Below are 22,653 nucleotides of genomic sequence, written 5' to 3'. Positions count from 1 at the left end.
AATCTTACTTGAACCGATACTCTATTGACAACCATCTGATGCGAATCGTTATCACAGACCCGTTCCCGACGGCACCTGCGGAGATCCCCGCAGGGCTGACCGTCATCACGCCGCATCGGAACGCCGCGAATGAACTGAACGTCGCCTGCGAAACGCTGGAAAAGCTGGCCCGCGAGACACTGCATCGCAACGAACTCAAAGTGCTGCCGAAACTGCGGTCGCGATACCTGTTGAAACGCGTCATCAAGAGTGTTTTGAGCAGCACCGATCCGGCCCCGTATGCAGCTCGCATCAACGAGACCCTGACGACAATTCTGCGGACACGCATCGATACCGATGACCTCATGCAGTTCGGCTCGCCGCGGGTTACCGACCTGGCAAAGATCGTTATCGGCTATCGCGAGGAGCTCGCAAACATCGCCGCAGTGGACGATGAAGAGATATTGATCCGCGCGTCACGGCTCGGCCCCGACACGATCCCGCTGCTCATCTGGGGGCATTTCAGGGCGCGTCATGAAGAGATCGAGTTCATCGACGCAGCGGCCGGCGACGGAAGCATCTTGTACCTGCCCTGCGGCGATGACGCCGTTTTTCAGACGAACCGCCGATGGGCCGATTGGCTGGAAATGCGCGGCTGGACCAAGCAAAACTCCGAACAGGGCGAAGACGATCGTTCAGGTGCCGCTTTGGCGAGGAAATTCTTTGGGATCTCGGGCGAAGTTCCCGCTCCGGCGCTGAAATTCGAGAACATCGATGCAGAGGTCCGCGGTGTGCTCGGCCGCTGCAAGCGTCTGATCGCCGACGGCACGCCCGCTCACCGCATTGCGATCGTCAGCCGTAAACCTGAAAACTTTGCTCCCGCGTTCGCCTCAGTGGCGGCTGAATTCGGAATGCCGATCCAGATACATCGGCGTATTCCAGCTCTGCACACTTCCTTCGGCGAGTTCCTTCGGCTGCTGCTCGAGACCATTGAGAACAGCATGCCGTTCGAAGAGACGGTACGGCTGCTGATGCATCGTTTCGGGCCGGGCGTCAGCAGCGAAACGCTGGAAAAAGCTCGGCAGGAGCATTTTTCGGGCCTGGACAAATGGGCAGAAGCGGGCATCGATACATCATTTTTCGCGCCGCCGGAACAGCAGACTCTCAAGGGCTGGCTCGGCTACATCGACCGTGTTTTTGAGAGTTTCCGTGTAGAGGCACGCACCGCCGCCGACAGCGCAGAAATGAACGCCCGCGAGGCGTTTTTCAGCGAGATGCGGACGCTGTCGCAGCTCGAGGCGGAGCGGCGATTCAGTTTTTCGCAATTCCGTGCCATCTGTCTTGAAGCGTTGTGGGAAACGGCCGTTCCTTTTTCGACGTCGCGTGCCGGCGTCGAACTGCTCGGGCCTGAGTCGATCTTCGGCTCGTCGTTCGACCACCTTTTCGTCATCGGACTCGCCGAAGGGCATTTTCCCGCACACGCGGTCGATAATCCGGCGGTCGATTTTTACGAACGCAAACGGCTCGCTCAACACGGGATCGAATTCGAGGAGGCGGCCGAGGTCGGCCGCTGGGAATCGCTCGCGTTTTGCCTGTCGCTGCTTGCGGCAAAGCGGGGCGTGACGCTCTCCTTCGCCGAAATGGGCAGCGGCGGCGAACTGCTGAAAAGCCCATTCTTCGACCGTCTTGGGCTCGAACCCGCGTTCGTTCAGGAAAAACCGTTTGCTGCCAGCCCGGAGGAACGGCGTGCATTTTTATTGACCGCCGCGGGCGATACAGACGGCGTACTGGAAGACGCACGCCGCAGATTCGCGATCGAAAAGAACCGCGAGGTCGGCACCGTTTACGACGAATACGACGGCATCGCAGGCATCGCGATCGACGCAGCGAAACGCAGCTGGAGCGTGTCGCAGTTCACGCAATTCGGGCAATGCAGTTTTCGGTGGTTCGCCCAGCGTTTACTCAATCTTGCCGAGCCCGACGAGCTCGAGCCCGCACTCGATTTCGCACACCGCGGATCGTTCTATCACAAGGTGATCGAACTTGCGACGCTGAGCGCTCTCGACGCACCGGATCAAAGGACCGCGATACTCGAAGCTTTGGAGGCCGCATTCCGCGCAGCGGAAGAAGACCCTGATGTCGAACTTCCCGCGTATACGAACTGGGAGCTGCAGGCGGACGAGCACCTGAGAACGCTGGAGAGGGCGATCAAGGCAGACGATTTTCTGCCGGAAGGCAGCACGATAATTGCCGCTGAAAAAAAGTTCGAAACGACATGGCTCGGGCTCCGCCTGACGGGCTGGATCGACCGCATCGATAGGCTGGGCGGCAAACTGATCGCCATCGATTACAAAACGAGCTCCGTAAAACCGAACGGGGCAAAGGACGAAACCGGAAAACTGAAGATCGATGTTCAGATCCCGGTCTATGCGGAGGTCGCGCTGAGGGCCCTATATCCAAAAGGAAACGTCGGCGACAGCAACTACTATTCGCTGACCAAGGCAAAGAAATTGCCCGCAGGACGAGACAACACCATAGAACGCGTCGCCGAGTTGGTCAAAAAGATCAAGGGACGCCTAGCGGCGGGTGCTTTCCCGATCGACCCCGACAGCAGGAACGAGGCGTGTAAATATTGTGACTTCACCGCGGTCTGCAGAAAAGGCCATCGGCTGGAAAGAAAAACGTGGAACGAGTAAGTCTAAATCCGGATCAGCAGCGGGCAGCGACAGCAGCGACTAGCGTCGCCGTGACCGCCGGCGCCGGCACGGGCAAAACGGCGATGCTATCGCACCGTTATCTGCACCACGTCAGCGTGGACGGCCTGTCGCCGCTCTCGATAGTTGCCGTTACATTTACTGAAAAGGCCGCCGCTGAGCTTCGTTCGCGCATCAGAAAGGTCCTGATCGAGGAAGGTGCTAGCGAAGAGACCATCGCAGAACTCGAGGCCGCACAGATCAGTACCATCCACTCGCTGTCCGCACGCATCTGCCGCGACCATTACGACATCGCCGGCCTGCCGCCCGATTTCGAGATCATGGACGACGTGACGTCGAAACTCTGGGAGCTGGAAAAATTTGACGAGGCCATCGCGCAAATACCGCCCGAAACCGTAAAGCTGGTGGGCTTCTCGTTCATCAACGAAGCCGTTGCCGAACTGCTGAAAGACCCTTTTCGCTCGGACGCCGCTCTCGGGCAAGGCACCGATCATTGGGCCGCCAAGTTTGACGAAATGCGCCGTCAAGAGGCTTTGGAACTTATCAATTCGGACTTTTGGCGGCTGACAGAAGGAAATCTGAAGAGCATCCAAGGCCCCGCCGGCGACAAACTGGAAGCCGCCCGCGCAGATGCCGTGAATGCGATGAGCGACGCCAGCCGCACCGTTTCTCTGAAGCCGATACTCGATGTTTTCAATATTCATAGGCCTGGCAACGTTGGAGCAAAGGCCAACTGGAACGAGGGTCAGCTCGAGATCGTACGCGAACTGCTCAAAAACTTACGCGATCAAACGCGCGAACATGCCGGGCTTGCTGTCGTTGATTTCGGCCCTGCCGACGAGGCGGTCGCCGAAATGATCGATGCGTTGGCAGATGCGTATCGGTTGGTCCGGCAATTCTTACGAGAGGAAAAGCTGAAGAACAAGCTGGTCGATTTCAATGACCTGGAACTGAACGCACACGAGATACTCAAGAACAAAGAGGCCGTCGCACATTACGCCGAGCGTTGGAAGGCGATATTAGTGGACGAGTTTCAGGACACGAACCCCATACAAGCAGCGATCATCGAGAGCCTCTGCGCAGGCACGCAGCTGACCATCGTCGGCGATGAAAAACAGTCGATATACGGTTTTCGCGGTGCGGACGTTGACGTTTTCGCCAGGTTTCGCGGGCGCATCGTCAGCGAGCTTGGCGGCCAACAGGTCGAGCTCAGCCTGTCGTACCGTTCGCACTCAGCACTGGTGGAAAATACGAACGCTGTATTCCGTACGGTGCTTGGCACCATTCATCAGGATCTGAATGCGTTCACCGAGGACACCGCCCATCCGCCGCCGTTCATCTCGCTGCACGTGACGGAAGGCGAAGGCATCGGCAAGCATATGCTGCAGCGGATCGAGGCTGACTTTATCGCGGAAAAGATCGCCTCGCTCCACGCCGAAAACAACGTCGCATATAAGGACATAGCGATACTAGCCCGCGTCTGGCAACCGCTCGATATCTATTTGGACGCACTGCTCGCCCGCGGCATTCCGGCGGTGCATTTCGGCGGCGGCAGCCTGCTGGAGACGCGCGAGGCGACGGACATCTATTCGCTGCTGCAGTTTCTCGCTCGGCCCGAGGACAACCTGCCGCTCGTCGCTTTGCTACGGAGCCCTTTCTTTGCGGTCAGCGACACAAAATTGCTTGCCGCCGCACTTGCCGAAGGCCGCGACATCGTCTGGTGGGACGCAATTCGACGCCGGTCCGAATTTGAAAAAGAAGCGGCGATGTTGACGGAGCTTTTGGAACAGAGCCGCACGCTGACTGCCGATGCGGTTATCGCTCTCGCGGACCGCATAACGGGATATTCCGCGATAGTAGCAAATCTGCCGCAGTCGAACCGCCGCTCCGCTGACCTTCGCGGGATCCGTGAATTCATACGCGATCTCGGCTCCGAAGGCCGTTCGGACGTGTTCGGCGTCGTGCGTTCGATACGCGAATTGCTGCGAGCCGAGGCCGAGGTCCCGCGGCCGCAGATACAGGCGGGCGACGCCGTGTCACTGATGACAATTCACAAGGCAAAAGGCCTGGAATGGGACGTCGTTTTCGTGCCGGACCTGGCACGAATGCCGAAGTCGGACAGCTCTAAACTATTGATAGATGAAGAGATAGGCGTGACATTCTCGGTCGAAGGCGAGGACGCCGAACGCGAACAGGGAGCGATATTCAAGCTGATACGCGCCCGCAAAAAACGCCGCGAAGAGGCAGAGCTGCGGCGTCTGCTCTACGTCGCGATCACGCGCGCAAAGCAATGTGTCGTTTTGTCGGCAACGGAGCACGACAAATACGCGCTCAAGATATTGAACGAAGGGCTGGCAAACGCCGGCATCGAACCGCAGTTCATACCTTTTGACGAGCAGAAGGCAAAGCCACCCACGCCTCGCGCAACGGCAGCCGCGGCGGCAGACATTGAAGAAATGCTCGACACCATTCCGGCTGTTCCCGCTTCGGTAACGGCGACGGGGCTTTCGGTTTATGCGAAATGCCCGAAACAATTCCGCTATCAATTTATCGAAGGCCATCCCGGCATCGCGGGCGAAGGCGGATCGAACGCCGCCAAGATCGGGTCGCTGACGCATCAGGCCCTGGAGATGGAGGTCTATTCGGTCGATGAGCTGCGGGATTTTACCGTCGATGCGACAGATGAGGATCTGTCAGAGGCGTTGCGGCTGGCGAACGTTTTCCGCGGATCGCCGCAATTTGACGGCGTGCGTTCTGACCTCGCTCGTTACGAAGTGCCTTTCAAGACGTCGGCCGGCGGGCTGAATATACACGGCAACGCTGATTATGTGACCGACGACGTCGTGCTCGATTTCAAGACCGACTCCGAAATGCACCCCGACGAACATCAGTTCCAACTATGGGCGTATGCAAAGGCTTTCGACAGGCAGCGGGCAGTGATCGCCTATCTCCGCCACGACACGCTTCACGAATGGAGCGGCGATGCATTTGCCGCTCTCGACGCCGAAGCCCACGCACTCGCCGCGCGCATACTCGCCGGCGACCACACCGCGACGCCGTCCGTCGCCAACTGCACCTACTGCCCCTTCAAAACCATCTGCCCCGAGAGTGCAGAGGCCCGCGCGTGAGCAAGGGCGATATCCGGAGCGTCGTCATACGGGTGGAGCTTCGTCGGAAGATGCCTGTGATCATTTTGTAAGCTTTGGTCGTTCGCTATCGCCCTTGCTTACGCGCGGGATTCTGCAACTTCGTTCTTTAACAAAATACCCCGCTCGTGAAGAGCGTGGCATTTCCGCCGGAGCGCAGGCTGCCAGCCTGCATCATAGCCACTTCCTCACGAAAGCGGTTCTCCCTGGTAGACCCGCAGGCTACCTGCCTGCTTAGGCTACAGAAGCCCGCGCGTCGGCACAGGCGATATCCGGTGTAAGAGTTCTAGAAATTTGTTCGATTGGAAGATCGACTGAAAAATGCCTGCGAGCAGGCTGCCTGCGGTCCGGCGGAGATGTGGAGCCACCCGTCGGATTTGAACCGACGACCTTTCGATTACGAATCGAATGCTCTACCAACTGAGCTAGGGTGGCTTGTCAAAGCGGCGGCCGGGAGCGTTGGAAAGTGAGCCGAACGGTCAGAAAAGCCGAGCAAGCAACGCACTTTGAGACTGTCAACAAGCACCGGGCGAACGGGTTTTGGCGTTCGAGGCCGAACTGAAAATATACGTTTCGCGCGCAGCCTGTGTCAAGCAATGTACGCCGCAAGTGATAAGCAGATATCAAACGCAAAGGCCGCAGAGACCGCAGAGGAGGAAGAGACAAAGGGCTCCGGTCGTGGCGGTTCGCATCCTTTTGTGCCGGCATCTGCGATGTGCGATTGCGTCATGCGGAGTACTGGGTTAACATTCGGCATATTGGAATAAACGGACGTTACAGCAAATAACAGCGAATTAGAGCGAATATGAACAAGGAATTTGTCGAGCGTTTGAAGCGAACATTTGAGGGCGACACGATGGCCGATGTGGCAAGGCGGCTCGAACTGCCGCACGCGACGGTCAGGAACTATTTCAACGGCCGCCTGCCGGCACCTGAAGTGCTGATAAAGATCGCGGATGAGACGGGGGTCTCGCTTAACTGGCTGCTGTCAGGCCGCGGCGAGATGTACGCAGGCGACACGGCTCCGATGAGCCTCGGCCGGTTCATCGAAGAGAAGATATCGCAGATGATCGACGAAAAACTCGACGAACGGTTCGGCAATGCAAGAACGGCATTGACATCGTCCGCTGTCTTCAGCGTGCGCGAGGCGATCGCTCGTCTTAACGACCCGCAAGCCATTATGCAGGAATGGTTTACGGTCGAAGGACGCGAATATCCGAGCGATTTCGATGTCGTATTTTTCCGCGGTTGGGCGGGCTTTACCGATGATCAGAAGTATGCTGCGATAATGGACGCAAAACGCGCCATCGACCACTCCCTTTCCGCCGAATAGCAAATTCCTTGCGCTGTTTTCGATGTTTCGCTATCATTTGAAAATTGCATCAGTGATACATACTCCCATATATGCATTTCCTTGTCGAAAAAATAAAGCAGCTCAAGATCGGCTGGAACGAACGTGTATTGACGGAAGCTGATGCTTTCAGGCTATGCCGGCGGTTCAAGGTGACGTATCAAGAAATGCCGCTTGCGACCGGCGGATTTTATTTTCGGCTTAAAGGAAAGGACTATATCGCGGTTGACAGCCGACTGCCTCAGGCACAACGAATGTTCGTTATGTTTCACGAGCTTGGCCATTTTCTGCTGCACGTGCCGGAGACCGGGGCGACGGCGAATTTCCACCGCGTCGGCGAGCGGACACGGAAAGAAAAAGAGGCGGACCTTTTCGCTTTGTGTGCTCTGATCCCAAAATCGAGGGTCGAAACTATGACGGCGGAAGAGCTTTTGGACGAAACTCATTTATCGCCCGAGCAGATCGCGGAGCGGTTCGAGGTGTATGAGAAGTATGGGATCTGATGCACGGGTGGAAATTGAATAGCTAAGCCTTAGTTGCAGTTACTTTGGGATCGCGTTCAAACTTTCCCGCCAAGCCGCAAAGCCGCTAAGATAAGATCCCGCAAAGTCCGCAAAGACGGAGAGCAGCAAAGGAAAAGCCCAAAGGTGCGAGAGTTAGGCATCGTCGATGAGCAGAGCGATGTGTTCGGCGAGGCGCCCTGTCGTGAATTCCGTGGGGTCCTCGTCCTCGCGCACGATGTGCCATTTCGGCAGATCGCCGCGATAAAGCAGATGCAGTGTGTCGCCGTGTTTCGGAAAGCCGAAATGACGGATGCGTGCGGCGGCGAATGCCTTGCCGAACATGACGCCGTCCGACGGTGTTCGTACCCAACCTGCCTCGACCGACAGACATCTTACTCCAAGCCGTATCTGCAGCAAGGCGCCCGACATCGACGAATTGCCGAGGGCGAAACGGTGCGGGTCATCGCGTTCGATAGTGATGGCCGAAATGCGGCGTTGTGCTTCGGCGGCGGCTTCGATGAACGACGCGAAAAGCCATGATGCCGCCTCGCCGCGAATGGCGTCGTTGCGTGCTTTCAGCCGCAGGTACTCCGCCACCAGATGGCGGTCGGTGTCGGCGGCACGCTGTTCTGCCTCGGCGATCATCGCTGACCATTTCGCGTCGAGCTCGAGCATATGGCGAGGATATGTAACGGCGGGGCAAAAGGCAATTTCGCATTATTATTTTCAAACGATAGAATCAACAACAGTAATGAAAGCCCTCATTCCCGTCATAATTCTGATCACGGCGGCCGCCGGTTTTGCTCAGCGTCCCACGCCGCGACCGACCCCAAAGCCGACCCCGCAAGCCGCGAGGCCGGCCGCGAAGCCCACACCCAAACCAACGCCCAGGCCGACGCCGCGTGTCGACGAGAACGCCGAGTGGGAAAAGACGCTTGAGATCGAGGATACTTTCGAGCGGATCGAGGCGGTCGAGAAGTTCGCCGCAAAGTTCCCGAGGTCGGAGAAGCTGCCGGAAGCACAGAAAACGCTTGCCGAGCTGTATATAGGTGCGGGCAATGTGCGGCTTTCGGAACGCAGCAATGCGGCCGCTCTTGAACTGTATAAGAAGGCGGTAGCCGCCGCACCGGAACCCATTCCCGACAACCTGTTCAACGAAGGTTTTGCACCGCTGCCGCAGGAGCTTTTCTTTCGAGGCGAGCAAAAGGCCGCGTTGGAACTGGCGGCGGCGATCGAAGCACGCGTCAAGAGCAGCGCGCCGCGGCTGCTGCGTCTGGCCGAATTTTATATGACCATCGAGAACGGCGGCGAGACGAAACGCCTTGCGCTCGAGGTCATCGCACGCGACGATGCATCGGCCGCCGGTTACCAGCTGCTGGGCCTGGCAAACCGTATGGATTTTCTGTTGGAAGAATCGGCGGCGGCATTTGAAATGGCTGTCGAAAGAGATCCGCGGTCGGCAGCGGCGCGTCGAGGGCTGGCTGAGGCGAAACGCTCGCTCGGCAAGGCGGACGAGGCAGCTGAGATATACCGTTCGATACTGAAGGATGAACCCGAGAATGTCGGTGCCGAAACGGGGCTGGTCCTTGCATTAATGGAAGCAGGCAAGGCCGCCGAAGCTGAGACGGCGCTAAATGAACTGCTTGCCAAGACGCCCGGAAATGTCATCCTGATGGGCAACGCGGCGTATATTTATGCGGCCCGCGGCGATGCCGAAAAGGCCGAGCAGATGGCACGGCGTGCCATTGCGGCAGAACCGCGTTTCATCTGGTCGCATATCGCATTGGGCCGGGCATTGATGATGCAGGGCAAGCCGGTCGAAGCGGAACGCACACTCCTGGCAGCACGGCGGTTCGGCAATTTTCCGACGCTGGTTTACGAGATCGCATCTGCACGAGCCGCCGCGGGCTTTTACCGCGAGGCCGCCGAAGAACTCGCCACCGCGTTCACCATCGAGGACGGGCTGCTGAGGACGCGGCTGGGCGGACGAATATCGCAGACGGACCGCAGCTTTACGGAGCTGGTCGGCCCCGAACGCCGTGCGAGCATATTCACGCCGGCGGCGGCGGATTCGAAAGAGAACGCTGCGCTGCTGACGGCATTGCTCAAATTCAACAACAGTTTGAATGACGAAACGGCTTCCGACGATTCGCTAGCTGATGCCGCAGCGGCTTTCACCGCAGGATCGGATGCGATGCGTTCGCACCGCAAAATATTTGCCGCGTCACAGATGCTCGAACGCCGGCGGGCGGCTGCCAAGGCGACCGAATTTGCACGCGAGGCCGTCTCGTCGTTGGACGCCGCTCTAAATGTTCCGGACGCTTGGGCCGCCATTTTGGCAAGCGAGCTTTACGAACCGCGGCGGGCAGTTCTGCAGCGGGGCGAGTTCCTGAATACGCCGGATGTGCCGCGTGCGACGCTGTCGGCCATACTCCGCGGCCGCGTCGAGGACTTGATAGGCTGGGGAAATCTGGAGCTTGAGAACAAGGACGAGGCAGTACTGCGGCTGCGTCGTGCGGTCGGCGTGCTTCCGGCGGACAGCGCGTGGTGGCGTCAGAGCATGTGGCGGCTGGGCACCGCCTTGGCCGTCGCGGGCAAGGATGACGAGGCACTCGACACGTATGTGAAAAGCTACAAGAGCGCAGGTGCGAACGCGTTTCGCTACAAGACCATCGCCGCTCTTTACTCACGCATCAAAGGCAGCCTGGAAGGGCTCGACGAATTGATCGGCCCCGACCCGTCGCCGCAAGTTGCGGCCGCCGTTCCAGCTGCGACACCGACACCCGCAGAGACGCCGACGGAAGAACCTGAGCCGGCCGCATCTCCTGAACCCGAAAAGAGTCCTGAAAAAGACGAAGAAAAGCGGCCCGAGCCTGAGCCCGACGCGACACCGACACCGGAGACATCGCCGACACCGGAACCGTCGCCAACAGCTGAGCCTACGCCCACGCCCGATGCCAAGACGCCTGATGACGTTCCCGCAGCGGTGAACGTCGAGCCGTGCAAGGTGATGTTGGACGAGGAAGATATCGTGCTAAAACGCGGACGCCGGTCCGCGATGATCACGCTGCGAACCGAAGATCACCGCGATGTGTCCGACGCGGACGCTGTTTCGCAGGCACCTGAAGACCTGGCGGTGTCGCGGTGGATGACGCCGTCCACGCTGAAGGACAAGGCGGCTTTCGTGGTCTCGACATCGGGAATAAGGACCGGCGATTTTGAGATAGAATTTCGGCTGCCGTGCGGCCGCAAGAAGCTGAAGGTCAAGATCGAGTAGCTTCCTTCTCGTCAGTCATTTGCGTAGCGAGAACGACCAGCAGCAGAAAGAAAAACCCATTTGAGAACGTACGCAGCGGAAAATCAAAAAAGCTGTGTATCAAGATCCCGAAACACCCCGCGAACGCCCCCGCCGCGATCGCACGCCGCGAACCGTGTGCCGACGCGATCACCGCTGACGCCTTTCTGAAGAACATCAAAATGAACGCCGCAAGCAGCAGAAAGCCGACGACGCCGGCGTCTGCAAGCATTTGCAGGTATTCATTGTGAGCCTGTTCGACGCGGAGAGCTCCGTTCCAAGTGTCGTACCGCGTGAAGGCAACGCCAAAAGCGTCCAGGCCCGCACCGAGTATCGGATTGGCGAGGAAGATCTGTATCGCGATCGGCCAAAAGTGAAAACGGCCCGTCGAAATGTCCATGCCGGGCCGGGCCGCGCCGACGCCGCGGAGGAGCGATTCGTCGCCGCCCACGAACAGGACCGTTCCTAAGATCAGCAGAATTATTGCGGCCGCGCCGATCACGATGCCGGCGTTCATTCGCAGCTTGGTGAAAATGCCTGCGTCCTCCGATGTTCGCTTTTGCCGGCCCAGACTCAGGAACGCAACAACAACGAGCATCGCAGCAAAGCCCAGCATACCGCCGCGGGAACTTGTCATGGCGACCGCTGTGCCCATCAGCACGGCGCCGGTCGCGATCAGGAGCATGGTGTTTCGCGACAGCGTCCTGCCGAAAACCAGCCCTAGCGCAACGCCGCCCGTCATCTGCATGAACGATGCGAAATGGTGCTGATTGACGAAGGGGCCGAACGGTATCGCCTGCGGCGTTTCGCGGAGGCCGTAAATGCCGTCGGGATTGGCGAGCCGCTGCAGAATACCGAAAAATGCCAGCAGCGAGCCGAAAATGACAACGAACATGGCGACGCGTTTTATTCGTTTGTCAGTGTCGATGAACGCGAAAGACGCTGCGAGGAACGTTGCGAATATCAGCAGTTTGAGAGCGAGCAGGCGAGTATTTATCGGCTCTTGCGAGGCGATGCCCGCGATAGGCAAAAGCTGAATGAAGCCGACCGCCGCAAGGCCGAGTATGGGCAATACGAGCGGCAAATTCGGCAGCGAAAGCCGATCGGTTCTCCACGCCTCAGCTGCCCAAAGCGCAACTATGACAACCCAAAGGATCTGGATCAGAGCCCATGTGTTGTTGTCCACGCCGCCGAAAAGTATCGTCGCTGCCGCCGGAATGAACAGCAGCAGCAGAAAGACCGCCGTATTCATGCGCGAGTATTCGCCGTCATACAATGGGCGGCTTTCGCGTCGGCGCATTTTTGCGATCTTTTCGGCCATTCTAGAGCTTCCTCAAAGTAATGTCGTCAAAAGCGATCCTGCCTGCGGTCGGGCACGTCGGGCCGACACAGCCGTCGCGAACGAACCTCAGTATGACGGCGTCGCCGCCCGCGGGCAGCTTGAACGACGCTTTTGCCGGCGCCCATTCCGCGGACGGGGCAAGTGCGGCCGTGCGGGCAAGCAACGCTCCCGCCGTAGCGTCGGTCACTTCCCAATAATATTTCGCGTCGGTTTTCAGATCGGACCGATACCAGGCCTCGAACTCGTATACCATATTCGGTTCAGCGAGGACGATCTGCGAGACCTCGCGGAAATCGGCCGTCGCGAACGAATTGAAAATGATCAGCAGGCTGTATCGGCCGCTGCGGACGCCGCTTTCCGTCAGCGTGATCTGCGGCTCGGCACCCTTGCCGATCTGCCACTCGAACGTGCCCGCATCGCGCATCTTTACGCCCGCTTCAAAACCCGGATCGTTGACGGCGCCCGCCTCGGCGACAGGTTTTCCGTTCAGGTTATTCAATATCACCGCTGCCGGAGCAAAACGCCTCGCGCCGATGAATCTGTCGGCCAAGGATTCGCTGAACATCGCGGTCTTTTCGGTCTTCCCGCGGTCGACCACCGTTTGCCATGCCGCCATCGCATCGTCATAACGCTTGTCGTTGACCAGATAGTACGCGAGGGCCATTTCGAGGTTGTCCGATCCGCCGAGGGCGTTTCGCAGCTTGGACAGGTCGCCTTCGAAAATCTGCATCGCCAGCGTGATCGCCGGCATGGCATAGCCGTCGTTTCCGTAAAGCGCCGCGGAGATCATTCGAAAACCCTCGTCGGAGCGTCCCTGCCTGATCAGGAAATTGCCATAGACCCATTGAACGTTGGAATTATTCGGGGCGAGTTCGATCGTGCGTTCATATTCAGCAGCGGCCGCATCGGCCTCGCCTGCGGAGCTCAGGGCCTTTGCCAGGGCGAGCCTGTAAACGTAATTTTGCGGCGACAGTTCGACGGCACGGCGATACGACGCTATCGCAAGCTCCTCGCTGCCCGGTTCAAAGCTCTTTTCGTGAAACTGAGCGAGGAAGAAATGCGCGGTCGGGTCGCGGGGCGATATCTCGACCAAATAAGGTGCCAGCAATGCCGCCTCGGGCGCCGCAGGGTCGAGCCGCCACGCGATGGCACTGGCGAAATTCCATTGCACCCCAAAATATGCGACGGCACACGCGGCGATCACTGCCGCGACTAGAAGTATGCGGCCAAATACGTTACGGGTTTTGAGCGTGAGGTCTTTCAATACAATAAATAGACGCTCGGTCAGATCTTTTCGAGCGGCTCGATGCGCATCTCTGCCTTTTTCACGGCGACCTCGGCAAGGTCACAGGCATCGCGAATTTCGCGCAGCCTTTCGGGCGTCATATTGCGTGCGGAGATCAGCAGTTCCGACACCTTTTCCCGGCGGCAAAGTTCGGTCAACGAGGCCGCTCCGTCAAACACCGTCAGGCCGTGTATCTTTTTATTCACCTTTCGCGGGTCATCATCAACAAAGCCGACGGCCGCCAGTTTCCACTGCGGATTGTTGTTCAGTTCGCGCAGCACCATCTCGCCTCCGTCGCCCGCACCGAATATGAGTACACGATTGCTGTCCTCTGATGCAGGGATGGGAATGATCTGCCTGATCAGCCGAAAGCCGATGCGGCTGCCCGCGACAGCGACGAACAGCAGTATCGCGTCAAGCATGAATACCGTTCGCGAAAAGCCGAAGAATCGATACAGCAAGAGTATGGCAAGCACGCTGAGCACCGAGCCGAGAACCACGCCCTTACCGATCGTCACCAGATCGCTCAAGCCCGTGTACCGCCATACGCCGCGGTAAACTCCCATCACCAGGAACGCGCTCAGCTTTAGCAGGATAACGAGCGGCAGCGTCGTCAGAAAAAGCGGCCATGCCGTCGAACCTTCCAAATTGCGTACGACCAGGGCATACGCCGAGTAGTACGCCAGCATGATCAGGAAAGCGTCGAGAAAGACCTCGAATATGCGGCGTTTGTATGTCAGATCGAGCAGGAACGCGAAGACGGCCTTGTCCTTGACCGCACTTTCTTCGTCCTCGCCTTCGTAAACCTTCACGCGAGAGAGATATACGCCGATGATGACCAGAACGACGCTGAACGCGCCTATCATCGCCAGGCCTCGCAACCGGCCGATCTGGCCGACGAACAAAGCAAGAGCACCGGCGGCCACTGCGAAAGCGTAAAGCATCAGCACCGCGTTTCGCTCGGTCAGCCCGAGAGCGACGAGACGGTGCGAAGTGTGATCGCGGCCGCCCTGCGATGCCTTTCTGCCCCACAATTTTCGTATCACCGTCACGAACGTCGTATCAAAGATCGGCACCAGCAGGATCAGCACCGGAACCGCCAGGATAGGCACGATGCCCCGCGAACGACCGCCGACCTGATTGAGCAGCACGGCACCTGACAGCAGAAACCCGATGAACATCGAGCCGCAATCGCCCATAAAGATGGTCGCAGGATTGAAATTGTAAACGAGAAAACCGACCAATGCGCCGATCAATGCTGCCGTTAATAACAGTTCGTTCGTCAGGCCGTTCGACGCGAAATTGAGCGAAAGCGAGAACGCCGCGATCGCCGCGATGCCTGCGGCCAGGCCGTCCATATTGTCGAGCAGGTTGATGGCGTTGGTGATGCCGATGACCCAAAATACGGTGATCCAGATGTCGATCAGAGCGTTGCCGGTAAGCGGCAGCGTCAGGCCCGAAAGCACCAGAATGCCCGCACCGGCGAGCTGGCCGATCAGTTTCTGATACGGACGTATGTTGAGGAGGTCATCGACCAGCCCGACAAAGAAAAGCAGTACAGCACCGCCCATTACAACGAGCGAGCCTTCTGTTTTCGGCACGAAAGCGAGGTACGCGATGACCGTCGCCGCCATGATGCCGACGCCGCCGAGCATCGCGGTGGGCCGTTTGTGCCAGCGGTCAGTTTTGGGCTTTGCAACGATGCCGCGTTTTATCGCGACCTCGCGGACTGCATAGGTGAGCAATAACGACAGAGCGGCCGCAGCCGCACCGACGAAGATCGGATTTGTGGTAAAACCGCCCATTCAGCCCTTTGAAGCGATAATAGGATACCGCTCAAGCAAGAATAAATTAAGTCCTGCCGCTCTTCGCATCAAACGCCGCGACACGCGGAGCGTAACGCTCAAGCAGTTCCTGATAGACATCAGAGATGTCAGCGACCATCTTTTCGGCGCGAAAATCGGGATCGACGCGTTTGCGGCCGTTCGCGCCGAGTTCCATGCGAAGTTCCTCATTTTCAAGCAATTTCGCGATGCGGTCGGCGAGCGTTTCATAATCAAAAGGCTCGACCAGATAACCCGTAACACCGTCGATAACGACCTCGGGTGCACCGTCCAGGTTGAAAGAGACGCACGGCTTGCCCATAGCGAGGCCCTGCGGCAGCACACGGGCGAGGCCTTCGCGGAGCGAAGTGTGCACGACGACGTCCATTGCGGATATCATTTCCGGGATCCGCGTCCGGTCGATCAGGCCCGCAAAGACGAAATTCTCAAGTATGCCGTATCCGCGGGCACGCTCCTGAAGATGTTCGAGCAGGATGCCGTCGCCGATGAGAAAGAATCGGACGTTCGGCACACGCCGGGCGATCTCAGGCGCGGCGTCCATCAATTGATCGTGGCCTTTCAAAGGAAAAAGCCGCGCTATCTTTCCGACGACAGGCGCCTCCTGCGGAATGCCGAACTCGCGCCGGATCGCTGCCGGGTCGAATTTGCCGTTCAGGAACCAATCGAGTTCCATGCCGCTGTAAACCGTGCGGAATTTTTCGAGCCTGCCGATGCCGGCCGCGACCGTCTTTTTGGACATATCGTCGCAGACGCTGATGAAAAAGGTCGTCATCGGCTCGCAGATCCTGTTGGCGAGCTTCCAAATTCGGTTGATGTACCAAGGCTGATATTCGTGAAACGCGAGGCCGTGTATGGTCTGAATGATGATCGGCGTCCGTGCGAGCCATGCGGCGAAACAGCCGAGAACATAGGCCTTTGACGAATGGGTGTGAACGATGTGGTAGCGGCCTTTTCTGATGAGCCGAAAAAGTTTCCAAAATGTAATGAGGTCCAGAACCGGATTGATCGCACGCCGCATTTCTTCAACGACGATGAGGTTGGTCGTTTCACGCGCCTGCGACAGAAGTTCGCCTTCCCTGCCGCGGTCGATGCCGCTGATGAAATCGACCTCGTATTCAGGCATCGCGTCGAGCCCGACGACCGAAAGCAGCGTGTTTTCCTGTGCTCCGCCGACGATCATACGCGTGATGATATGCAGCACTCTGACAGGCGGTTTTTCGACGTTCTCTGACATTCAAGACCATCGGCAGCCTGCCGTGCAGCCGCGGCCGAAAAAGCGAACCTCTCCGGCGGCGGCCGCACATACGAACGTGCGGGAAGTTCGCTGCCGACTGCCGATATAACGATTAGTTTAGCATTTTGCTGAGGAAATTGAACCGATGAGGCACTATAACTTGAAGCCAACAGCCGTCCAAAACGACGTCTCGCTGAATCTGATGTCGTCCAGCCCGCAACGGCGCATCATTGCCTCGATCTCGGCCTTCGAGAACCGCTGCTCGAGGCTTGTTCCGAACCGGTCAAGGGCGTCGTTGCGCATCACATAGAAGCTGTTGTTCCGATACTGTGCGAGCGGGAAATTATCAACCTTCATGCCCAATTTCTCAGCGAGCCATGCGGTCCTAGCGAGCGGCCAGTAAAGTAATGCCGCAAATACCGAGCTGAGGAAATATCGAAGACCGTTCGGCATGCGGCTGACAATGCCGCGGATCAGCTCGCTCGCCCGCCAAATGGCACGGAACCAGGCGGGCCGATTGTCGAAGCTGTAATAAAGATAGACCAGGAACGGCGCTCCGCTTTTCAATTTACGAACACAGTTCTGCATCGCGGCCTCGGTGTCCGGGATATGGTGAAGCACGCCGAGACTGTAGCCGAAATCGAAACTCTCGTCCGCGATCGGCATATCGTCAACGCCGGCGTTGTGAAATTCGACATTATCGGAGCCCGCAAGATTGCGTCGGGCAACGGCGAGTGCGTCCGGGCTTGGGTCGATAAGGTGCAGCTTGCCGACGCGCGGTGCTACGAGTTTCGCCCAGCGGCCGCTGCCGCAGCCGAGGTCGAATCCGACAGCGTTTTCGGGCAAACGATCCCAAGGAAAGATGTTGAAATAATTATCGAACAGCCTGCCGAGCTCTTCCTCGGTCAGGGCGGATTGGTCGAACCGCGACCATTCGTCGCCGAATCCTTCGACGACCTTTTTGTCGATGTTCGCGGTCATTTTTGATCGATAAAACGCTGAAACCACAGCTCCATCATCAACAGTGTCCAAACCTGGAACGAGTGATCGAACTTGCCTTCGATATGCTCATCAACGTATCGCCGCATCATTTCCGGCCTTATAATTCCGCGGTTCAGTGACCTTTCCGACAGCAGCACATCGCGCAAAAATCCGCTCATCTCACCGCGAAGCCAGCGGCCTACGGGCACGCCAAAGCCCATCTTTCGCCGATAAATAACCTCACGCGGGACGAGCCGTGCGGCGACCTTTTTGAGCAGATATTTCGGCCGCATCATGCTCATCTTGATGTTCTCGGGCAGGCTCGCAGCGAATTCGATGACATGATGGTCCAGGAAAGGCGAACGTGCCTCGAGCGAATTCGCCATCGACGCGATATCGACCTTTACAAGCAGATCGTTCGGCAGATATGTCATCTGATCGGTCAACAGCGTCGAATCGAGAATGCCGAGTCCATCTGCCCGATCGAACCACTTCCCCAAGACGTCCATTGAACGGCTGTTCGCCACGGAGGCGGCAAACTCGGCCGTGTAAAGCTCCGGTTTTACGGCGGGTTTGAATGTGGACATCCAGCGGAAATAGCGCTCGACGACGGGCTCATTTGCCGATATCAGGAACCGCTGAACGTCGCGGATGCGCGTCTTCTTCAATTCAGATGTCGGCAGGGCATTTATCGGATCTTCGATCAGATATTTGCGAACGGGCCGCGGAATGCGGTGGTACGATTCCGCCAGCTCCATCGCCATATAACGCTCATAGCCCGCGAAACTCTCGTCGCCGCCGTCGCCATTGAGTGCCACCGTCACATGCTGGCGCGTCTCTTTTGAGACGTAATATGTCGGAATGGCGCTCGAATCCGCGTACGGTTCGCCGTAGTGTTCGACGAGCGTCGGCAATATTTCAAGAGCGTTCGGGCGGACGATGAATTCGTTGTATTCGGCACCAACGTGCTCTGCGACGCGTTTGGCGTATTTCAGCTCGGAAAAATCCTGCTCTTCAAAGCCTATCGAGAACGTTTTCACGGGCCGGTCGCTGAGTTCCGCCATCAGTGCGACGACCGTTGACGAATCGACGCCGCCCGAAAGGAACGCTCCCAGCGGGACCTCTGAGATCATGCGCAGCTTGGTCGATTCGCGCAAAAGGCGTGTGGTCTCCTCGATAGCCTCGGTCTCGCTGATCTTGATCTTCTTAGAAAAATCGGGCAGCCAGTACCGTTGGGTTTCGATCTTGCCGGCTTTCCAGATAAGCCAATGGCCGGGCTCGAGCTTGCGAATTTCCTTGAACGCCGTCATCGGCGCCGGCACGCAGAGATACGACATATAGGCATCGAGCGCCGCGTGATCGACCTCGCGGGAAACGGCCGGATGCTCGAGCATCGCGAGAAATTCGGAGCCAAAGACCAAACTGCCGTCGGGACGGTGTGAATATAGCAGCGGCTTTTTGCCGACGCGATCACGGGCGAGGAAAAGGGACTTTTCACGCTCGTCCCAAATGGCTATCGCGAACATGCCGCGGAGATGCTGAACGCAATCGACGCCGTATTCGTCGTAAAGATGAATGATCGCTTCGGTATCGGACCGCGTGTAAAACGTGTGCCCGCGTTGTTCCAGATCGGCGCGGAGTTGCTGATAGTTGTAGATCTCGCCGTTGAAGACTATCGCCTTAGTGCGGTCGGCGTTGAATATGGGCTGTTTGCCGCTGGCAAGGTCGATGATCGACAGCCGACGCATCGCCATCGCCGCATTTTCATTGAGATAAAACCCGTCCTCGTCCGGCCCGCGGTGAGTGATGGCGCGGTTCATCCGCTCCAGGATCGCCCGATCCGCAAAGCCGCCGTCAGCGTTTATAAATCCGGTAATGCCGCACATTATACGCTCTGCCCGGCACGAAGGCCTTTTCGATGTTCCTGAACGCGCCTTGCTGCGGCGGCATCAACTAGTCGACGATTCTCACGCTGCTCCTTTACATAGGTCCAGCCTACTGCTGCAATGATGACGAGGAAAACTTGTATTTGTGTCCGTTGACGGTACGCGGTGCCCACGTTCCCCAGGAATATGGAATACGCAATTATCAGCAGCAGACTGAAAAACATAATGGGAAACGCATCCCTCAGCCGGTTTCTTATCGCATATCCCAGGCCGATGATGAGAAAAGGAACCATCGCCCACCAGATCATCATGTCCGGCAGCGTCAAAGCCTGTCTCAAATTGGTGATATGCCACGGGTAAGGCGCCAGCATCAGATAAACGGCCGCGCGAGGAATGGTGACAAGTGCGGCGGCCGGTGTGGAAACGTCCCAATCTTCGCCAAAACCCGATTCCGCCGAACGGGCGAGGTCCTGCCGGCTGATGTTAATGCGTTCAAGATCGGCAAAAGCAGTAACCTCTATTTCAGCCCGCTCCTGAATGCCGAGATACTGAAGCCCGATCGTCAGCAGCACCATGATGACGGTATTTCTTGCAATGGCCCTTGTTGAATTCGTGTAGGCAATGACGAAGCTCCCGACGATCGCAACCAGAACGATGTAGAAAATATAAAAACGCAGCGACAAAATGCAGACAAGGCTCAATAACAAGACCAATACACTCAGAATATCGATCTTTTCCTTTAGCCGCATCACCAACAGCATTACTAGGACGAGCAAGAATACCAACAGCCCATCCTTCAAAAGCTGGCTCGACCAGATAACGAAAGGCGGAAAGATCGCAACTATGACCGAGGCAATTTTTGCAGATTTGGCGTTATTAAAAACCCTATATGAACAGAGGTAGGTCAGCGGTGCAGACAAGGCACCAAAAAATGCTACTACAGACTGGGAAATAAAAAGTTCATGCCCAAAGACATAGTAGATGCTGCCGGTCAGGTACATCATCCCCCAGCCGGCACCGGAATAGGGATTAACATATCTTGCAAGCGTGTCTGTGTCCGGTGAGATGCCAGACCATTCATCGGCAACCGCTACTCCCACTGCATGATATAGGGTACTATCGCTGCCAAAATACCCCTGCAGTCCAAAATACTCCAGGACCACCCCAAGGGCTATGCGGACACCGACCGAAAGCAGGAGTATCATGATGATCCACTCTTTGTCAGGGGCGACCCGAGACAGCACGAGCGACGCGGCGACCAATAGGGCCACAAGGATGCCGAGAACAATTGGCCCCGTCGGCATTGGAATAGCTATCAGCAATCCAAGTACGGTCGCGGCCAAAAACAGGAAAATGAATGGTTTACCCGGCACTTTCACCTCTAACAACTAGATTGTTCTCAAGCACGAGGGCGTCGAAGTTGGCATTCTTGAATGTGTTGATGGCGTTCTGCGGTGTGCAGACGATGGGTTCCTGCACGTTGAACGACGTATTCAGCAGCATCGGGATGCCGGTGAGTTTGCGAAATTCGTCGATCAGGCGCCAATAACGCGGATTCGTTTCGCGGCTGACCATTTGCGGGCGTGCCGTTCCGTCAACGTGAACAACGGCGGGCACCTTTTCTTTATATTCTTCGGCGACCTCAATGACCGTGATCATGAAAGGATCGTGATGTTCGACGCCGAAAACCTCTCGTCCGGCCTCTTCGTGCATCGACGGTGCAAGCGGGCGGAACCATTCCCGCAATTTAACTTTATGATTCAATATCTCGCGCATGTCCGCACGACGCGGATCGGCGAGAAAGCTGCGTGCGCCGAGTGCCCGCGGACCGAGTTCGGCACGGCCGTTGAACCAGCCGATAATGGCGCCTTCTGAGATCATTTTCGCGAGCCGCGGCAGCAGAACGTCGTCGTCGAGCGTCTCGTATTTCAGCCCTTCGGCGTCAAGTGCTGCCCGGCATTCGTCGTTCGAAAAGCCCGGCCCCCAATACGCGTGCTTCATTTCGAACGAACGCGGCTTGCCGAGTATCTGATTCCAGACGTAGTACGCCGAACCGAGCGAACATCCCGCATCGCCTGCCGCCGGTTGGACGAAGAATCGCTTGAACGGTGTCTCGTGAAAGATGCGGCCGTTCATCACGGAATTGAACGCGACGCCGCCCGCCATGCAAAGATTCTCTTCGCCGGTCATCTCGTGGATCTTTTTCACGAGATAGATCGCGGTCTCTTCGAGGGCTTTCTGTGCCGAACACGCCACATCCCAATGATGTTCTTCGAGTTTTTCGCCCGGGACCCGTGCGGGGCCGAGCTCTTTCACGATAGCTTCGGGAAACTGATAATGCTTTGCGAGGTGGTGATCCAAAACGCGGATATCAAGCCGAAAATCGCCGTTCCCATTGGTCGTCAGCACCTTTTCGCGGAAGAAATCGACGAATTTCGGCTTTCCGTAGGCGGCGAGGCCCATCACCTTCCACTCGTCGCCGGTGAACATATCGAATCCAATATAATTCGTGACAGCAGAGTAGAACTGACCAAGGCTGTGCGGCAGTTTGATGCGTTTTAGAACTTCGATGCGGTTGTCCCGGCCGCGGCAGAAAAGCGTGGTCGTGTCCTCGCCGGTTCCGTCCCACGTGAGGATCGCCGCGGATTCAAACTGCGATACGAAAAATGCCGACGCCGCGTGCGTTTGGTGATGTTCGAGATAATGAAATTTGAAATTTGAATCGCCAAAATGCTCACGCAGGCGTTTCGGATGGCGGAACATCCCCAGATAGCTTTCGCTCACCTGCGCGACGCCGCGGTCGGCACGGGCCTTGAACATATCACGCGATATCAAAGCCGAACGGGCAGCCTGCATCGCCTTGTGCCGCAATATCCACGGCTTCCAATAATGCCCGACGTGCTTGACCTCCTTCAGTGTGATACCCGCCTGATCCAGGCAGAACTGTATCGCCTTGTAAGGAAAACCGCTGTGATGCTTAACGCGCGAAAAGCGCTCTTCCTCGACGGCAGCGATCAACTCGCCGTCCTTTATCAGCGACGCCGCAGAATCTCCGAGTGTTGTGAGGCCGAGAATGTACATCAGAAAAATATT

Annotated in this window: 14 protein-coding genes and 1 tRNA gene; 5 read left to right on the top strand and 10 right to left on the bottom strand. The window is 57.4% G+C overall.

The window, feature by feature from the left end:
• Nucleotides 1–38: 38 nt before the first annotated feature.
• Together IPM50_11135 and IPM50_11130 are read left to right on the top strand one after the other, a co-directional pair.
• Nucleotides 39–2,675: a PD-(D/E)XK nuclease family protein gene (locus IPM50_11135; GenBank protein ID QQS32219.1), complete on the top strand. Its 2,637-nt coding sequence runs from the start codon at nucleotides 39–41 to the stop codon at nucleotides 2,673–2,675.
• The gene (locus IPM50_11130) at nucleotides 2,663–5,821 is read left to right on the top strand and encodes a UvrD-helicase domain-containing protein (protein ID QQS32218.1); all 3,159 of its coding nucleotides are present in this window, start codon (nucleotides 2,663–2,665) and stop codon (nucleotides 5,819–5,821) included. The genes IPM50_11135 and IPM50_11130 overlap by 13 nt, the downstream gene beginning before the upstream one ends.
• 377 nt (nucleotides 5,822–6,198) lie before the next feature.
• Here IPM50_11130 and IPM50_11125 read toward each other — a convergent pair.
• Nucleotides 6,199–6,274: transfer RNA gene (locus IPM50_11125), tRNA-Thr, on the bottom strand.
• A 370-nt stretch (nucleotides 6,275–6,644) separates the two neighbouring features.
• Between IPM50_11125 and IPM50_11120 the strand changes: the two genes are divergently transcribed.
• Together IPM50_11120 and IPM50_11115 are read left to right on the top strand one after the other, a co-directional pair.
• On the top strand, nucleotides 6,645–7,172 hold the full coding sequence (locus IPM50_11120; protein ID QQS32217.1) for a helix-turn-helix domain-containing protein: 528 nt from the start codon (nucleotides 6,645–6,647) through the stop codon (nucleotides 7,170–7,172).
• A 71-nt stretch (nucleotides 7,173–7,243) separates the two neighbouring features.
• Nucleotides 7,244–7,693 carry an ImmA/IrrE family metallo-endopeptidase gene (locus IPM50_11115; GenBank protein ID QQS32216.1) on the top strand — a complete coding sequence of 150 codons (450 nt, stop codon included), beginning with the start codon at nucleotides 7,244–7,246 and terminating at the stop codon, nucleotides 7,691–7,693.
• A gap of 153 nt (nucleotides 7,694–7,846) precedes the next feature.
• Here IPM50_11115 and IPM50_11110 read toward each other — a convergent pair whose 3' ends face one another.
• A complete protein-coding gene (locus tag IPM50_11110) occupies nucleotides 7,847–8,368 on the bottom strand; it encodes a hypothetical protein (protein QQS32215.1) in 522 nt (173 codons plus the stop codon).
• Nucleotides 8,369–8,444: 76 nt separating this feature from the next.
• On the opposite strand from IPM50_11110, the gene IPM50_11105 reads away from it, so the two are divergent.
• Nucleotides 8,445–10,970, top strand: coding sequence for a tetratricopeptide repeat protein (locus tag IPM50_11105; GenBank protein ID QQS32214.1), 2,526 nt, complete (start codon nucleotides 8,445–8,447; stop codon nucleotides 10,968–10,970).
• Here IPM50_11105 and IPM50_11100 read toward each other — a convergent pair.
• The 8 genes from IPM50_11100 to IPM50_11065 all read right to left on the bottom strand — a co-directional run bounded on the left by IPM50_11100 (nucleotide 10,957) and on the right by IPM50_11065 (nucleotide 22,641).
• Nucleotides 10,957–12,309, bottom strand: coding sequence for an O-antigen ligase family protein (locus IPM50_11100; GenBank protein ID QQS32213.1), 1,353 nt, complete (start codon nucleotides 12,307–12,309; stop codon nucleotides 10,957–10,959). The genes IPM50_11105 and IPM50_11100 overlap by 14 nt on opposite strands.
• Before the next feature lies 1 nt (nucleotide 12,310).
• The gene (locus IPM50_11095) at nucleotides 12,311–13,594 is read right to left on the bottom strand and encodes a tetratricopeptide repeat protein (GenBank protein ID QQS32212.1); all 1,284 of its coding nucleotides are present in this window, start codon (nucleotides 13,592–13,594) and stop codon (nucleotides 12,311–12,313) included.
• A 20-nt stretch (nucleotides 13,595–13,614) separates the two neighbouring features.
• Complete coding sequence (locus tag IPM50_11090) at nucleotides 13,615–15,420, bottom strand: glycosyl transferase (protein ID QQS32211.1); 1,806 nt, start codon at nucleotides 15,418–15,420, stop codon at nucleotides 13,615–13,617.
• 46 nt (nucleotides 15,421–15,466) lie between these two features.
• The gene (locus tag IPM50_11085) at nucleotides 15,467–16,693 is read right to left on the bottom strand and encodes a glycosyltransferase family 4 protein (protein QQS32210.1); all 1,227 of its coding nucleotides are present in this window, start codon (nucleotides 16,691–16,693) and stop codon (nucleotides 15,467–15,469) included.
• A 153-nt stretch (nucleotides 16,694–16,846) separates the two neighbouring features.
• A complete protein-coding gene (locus IPM50_11080; GenBank protein ID QQS32209.1) occupies nucleotides 16,847–17,674 on the bottom strand; it encodes a class I SAM-dependent methyltransferase in 828 nt (275 codons plus the stop codon).
• Entirely contained in the window at nucleotides 17,671–19,560 is a 1,890-nt protein-coding gene (gene asnB / locus IPM50_11075; protein QQS32208.1) for an asparagine synthase (glutamine-hydrolyzing), read from the bottom strand. Before asnB ends, IPM50_11080 begins: the two co-directional genes overlap by 4 nt.
• Nucleotides 19,560–20,933: a hypothetical protein gene (locus IPM50_11070; GenBank protein ID QQS32207.1), complete on the bottom strand. Its 1,374-nt coding sequence runs from the start codon at nucleotides 20,931–20,933 to the stop codon at nucleotides 19,560–19,562. Before IPM50_11070 ends, asnB begins: the two co-directional genes overlap by 1 nt.
• Nucleotides 20,923–22,641 (bottom strand): carbamoyltransferase, encoded by a 1,719-nt coding sequence (locus tag IPM50_11065; GenBank protein QQS32206.1) that lies wholly within the window; start codon nucleotides 22,639–22,641, stop codon nucleotides 20,923–20,925. Before IPM50_11065 ends, IPM50_11070 begins: the two co-directional genes overlap by 11 nt.
• Nucleotides 22,642–22,653: the final 12 nt, after the last annotated feature.

This window comes from Acidobacteriota bacterium (genome assembly GCA_016700075.1).
Lineage (GTDB): Bacteria > Acidobacteriota > Blastocatellia > Pyrinomonadales > Pyrinomonadaceae > OLB17.
This window is presented reverse-complemented; position numbering and strand designations above follow the sequence as displayed.

Excerpts from the sequence above, each read along its gene's own strand:
- IPM50_11105 (QQS32214.1), top strand. The coding sequence starts at position 8,445 with ATGAAAGCCCTCATTCCCGTCATAATTCTGATCACGGCGGCCGCCGGT.
- IPM50_11085 (QQS32210.1), bottom strand. The coding sequence starts at position 16,693 with ATGTCAGAGAACGTCGAAAAACCGCCTGTCAGAGTGCTGCATATCATC.
- IPM50_11135 (QQS32219.1), top strand. The coding sequence starts at position 39 with ATGCGAATCGTTATCACAGACCCGTTCCCGACGGCACCTGCGGAGATC.
- IPM50_11110 (QQS32215.1), bottom strand. The coding sequence starts at position 8,368 with ATGCTCGAGCTCGACGCGAAATGGTCAGCGATGATCGCCGAGGCAGAA.
- IPM50_11120 (QQS32217.1), top strand. The coding sequence starts at position 6,645 with ATGAACAAGGAATTTGTCGAGCGTTTGAAGCGAACATTTGAGGGCGAC.
- IPM50_11100 (QQS32213.1), bottom strand. The coding sequence starts at position 12,309 with ATGGCCGAAAAGATCGCAAAAATGCGCCGACGCGAAAGCCGCCCATTG.
- asnB (QQS32208.1), bottom strand. The coding sequence starts at position 19,560 with ATGTGCGGCATTACCGGATTTATAAACGCTGACGGCGGCTTTGCGGAT.
- IPM50_11115 (QQS32216.1), top strand. The coding sequence starts at position 7,244 with ATGCATTTCCTTGTCGAAAAAATAAAGCAGCTCAAGATCGGCTGGAAC.
- IPM50_11080 (QQS32209.1), bottom strand. The coding sequence starts at position 17,674 with ATGACCGCGAACATCGACAAAAAGGTCGTCGAAGGATTCGGCGACGAA.
- IPM50_11065 (QQS32206.1), bottom strand. The coding sequence starts at position 22,641 with ATGTACATTCTCGGCCTCACAACACTCGGAGATTCTGCGGCGTCGCTG.
- IPM50_11090 (QQS32211.1), bottom strand. The coding sequence starts at position 15,420 with ATGGGCGGTTTTACCACAAATCCGATCTTCGTCGGTGCGGCTGCGGCC.